At 67.5% G+C, this 2,829-nt stretch carries 2 protein-coding genes; both read right to left on the bottom strand.

Annotated features, from left to right (window positions below):
- Nucleotides 1–631: 631 nt before the first annotated feature.
- Nucleotides 632–2,068 carry an AbiJ-related protein gene (locus ACZ58X_RS38620; RefSeq protein ID WP_470338239.1) on the bottom strand — a complete coding sequence of 479 codons (1,437 nt, stop codon included), beginning with the start codon at nt 2,066–2,068 and terminating at the stop codon, nt 632–634.
- 288 nt (nt 2,069–2,356) lie between these two features.
- Nucleotides 2,357–2,545, bottom strand: a complete 189-nt coding sequence (locus ACZ58X_RS38615) for a hypothetical protein (protein WP_400693868.1) — start codon at nt 2,543–2,545, stop codon at nt 2,357–2,359.
- Nucleotides 2,546–2,829 lie beyond the last annotated feature (284 nt).

The following is a 2,829-nucleotide window of genomic DNA, read 5'->3' as shown; positions in this document are numbered from 1 at the left end:
GCGCGCCGTCTCCTCCGGAGACATGACGCGCCGTCACTACCGTGACGGAATGCTGCGGCGTCGCTCCGCGACACCAGCTGGCTGGGGCGGCGCGGGTCGGACAGCTCGACGCAGTGGGTGGTGGCGGTCACCGCCGGCCCGATTCCGATCTCTGTAATGCGAACCAGGTTCCTCGGGCGGATGGTTCGCTCAGAGCTGGCTCTGACCTTCTAGTTTCATGGGGACCGGCTTGGGCCGGGTGTTCCGTGGCTGCTGTGCGGCCTCATTCTAGCGTTCTCAGCGCCCTCCGGGCTCGTTCCGCCTCCGGCGGCACAAGCGGTCTGTGAGGGGCAGCCAGGCGATGCCGTTTCCTCTGCTGCAGAGGTTTTCGTGACCCTTGGTTAGGCTCAAGTCAGGTCTAAACCTTTCCCTTTGGTTTAGACCACGTTACTTGGCAACTAGAGAATGAGAGTTGGTCGGCCGATGTTATGTAACGGGATGTCGACGGCTTGCGGGTACGCATGTGTAATGCCACTGAGGCAAGGTTTCGGCGATACAGAACTGATCGACCAGGCGGGTTCTGTATCGCACACGGCTGCCCGGCCGTGATGAACTCGTGCGCAGTTGCTTGGCGTTGAGGGCTGACGCGGGCTCAGCCAGTGGGCGCGCCTGGCCCAGGTTCCCGGCCGGGTTCGGGCGTCAGGTGTTGGGGCTCCGCTGGCGGGATGGTGAGGTTGTGGTGGGTGAAGAGGGTGGTGAAGAACTGCTCGAGGAGGAGGCCAGCGTGGTGTCGGTTGCTGAGTTCGGTGGAACTGAATCGGTAGACCTCGTAGCCGCGGAGCTTGAGGTCGCGGTCGCCGCAGACGGTGTCCTCGTACGCCTTGGCGGTCGCGTAGTGGTGGCGGCCGTCGACTTCCAGGACGGCGCGGTGGCCGCCCGGTAGGAGCATGAGGAAGTCCATACGGTGGTTCAGCAGGGCTTCAACACCGCGCTGTTGGACGGTCTTGTGATCCCAGTGCAGCCAGACCTCGGGGAGCAGGGCGGGCAGGGTCCAGGCACGGGCGCCGTAGATGCGGTGGTAGAGCCGGTAGAGGTCGCGCTGGGGAGAGACGTCCTCGCTGGGCATGGAGACCAGCAGGCGGTTGTAGAGGTCCTTCTTGGCCTGCTCGGTGTCGTCGGTGCCGGTCTTCTCCTGCCACCACTGCTGCAGATCGCACCAGCGGATGCCGTCCGGGCCGATGGGCCGGTCGTAGACGAGGATCTGGTCTGTCCCCTGCAGGACTTCGAGATCGTTGTCGACGACGCTCAGGAAGCGGATGTCGGGTTTGACGATGGTGGCGAAGATCAGGGTCTTCGGCCGACGGGCGGCGCCGGGGCCGGTGCGCAGGAGCTGGAAGTGTGGGTAGCCGTCGCGCTCGCCGGTCTGCTCAAGGCGGATTGCGGTCGGTGCCAGCGCCGTGTTGACCGTCTCGACGAGGCGGCCTTGGGCGCCAGCGTCTGGGAGGGTTGCCGGGTCGACCAGGGCTTCGAGGAAGCGGGTAAACCTGGCGGGGCCGGCCTCGAAGACCCCAAGCTGCTCGAACAGCTCCTCCGCCGACCAGTCCTCTCGGTTGCGGAACACGTGCTGGTGGATCCGGGCCCGCAGGCTCGTCGTCGACGATCCCGTCCACAGCGCCATCGGGTCGTCGTCCAGGTTCCAGAACCGTTCCAGTGCGCGCTCGAACCTGTCCTGACGGTAGAGCATCTCGTCGAGGTTGATCGCGGCGGCCAGCTCGCGCCGCACCCGGCCCGGGATCTCGATGACCGTTCCGGCGTCCCAGACGGCGTCCTCGAGGGCGAACCGCTCCTTCCCGCGGACGGACACCTGCGGGGAGTCGAGGAGGCGCTGCGCGGCCTGGAGGAGGCCGCCGTCGTCCGGGAGTGCCTTGAGGCAGGCTTCCAGGCGCTGGCTCTTCGAGCCTGTGTCTGCCGCGGGGATCGGTAGCCTGAGCTCGGACCCCAGCTCGGTCAACTCCCGGTGGGACCAGGAATGGAGCCCCCACACGACAGTGCTGACCGCTTCTCGCAGCTTCTTCGGATCCACCGCCACGGGCCGAGTGTGGCAGACCGCTCGGACAGCTGTCCCAGAAGCGGCGCAGCCGCCGTCCCAGCAGGCTCCGGGGTGCTGCACCGGAGCGCCGGCCGGGGCAGGTCGGGGCAGCGGGGGTACGCGGAGGGCGGCGTTCTGGCCTTCCCTGAAAGGGGCGGTGCAGCGGGGTGTGGGGCGCAGCGGCAGGGTGGGACGAGGTGGGGCGTTGGCGCCGGATGGGCCCGTCTGTCCGGCTGGGACGTGCGGTGCTTGGTGGGAAGATCGTCAAGGCGCTCGGGGTCGCAGCATCTAAATGATCTTGAGTGCTTCGTCCCACACGTTGCCTCCGTCCGCCCAGGTCCACAGCCATTGGCGCAGTGACGGTGCGGCGTAGCACAGGCCGTCGTGGGGGTTTTCGCCCCAGTCGGGTTCCCAGCCGTCGGCGTCCCAGAGCAGGACGGGGTTGTCGATCGCGATCAGCGAGACGTGCCACTGCATGCTGCAGCCGCCGCCTGTCAGGAAGAGCCATGACGGCGGCCGCCCGTACTTTGGCCCTCGCGTGTGGAGGGAGGTTGCGCAGGGCCAGTCCGGTCTGTGCCGGTAAGGGATGTGGCGCGGTGTCAGCGAGGCGAGGCCGCCTTCTGGGCCGAATCCCCCGTCGCCGATCTCGGTGTAGATGCGTCGGAGCAGTGGCGGGGGGGGGGGGGGGGGGGGGGACTCGCCCCCCCCCCCCCCCCCCGGACTTTTTAGGAGGGGGGAAAGATGGGTTCGGGGAAAAACAA

It is taken from the genome of Kitasatospora sp. NPDC040550 (assembly GCF_055594965.1).
The sequence above is the reverse complement of the archived record's forward strand: the minus strand, read 5'-3'. Positions and strand labels throughout refer to the sequence as shown.

Bases quoted from the DNA above. Each gene is read 5' to 3' on its own strand.
- ACZ58X_RS38615 (WP_400693868.1), bottom strand. From the start codon at position 2,545: ATGCAGTGGCACGTCTCGCTGATCGCGATCGACAACCCCGTCCTGCTC.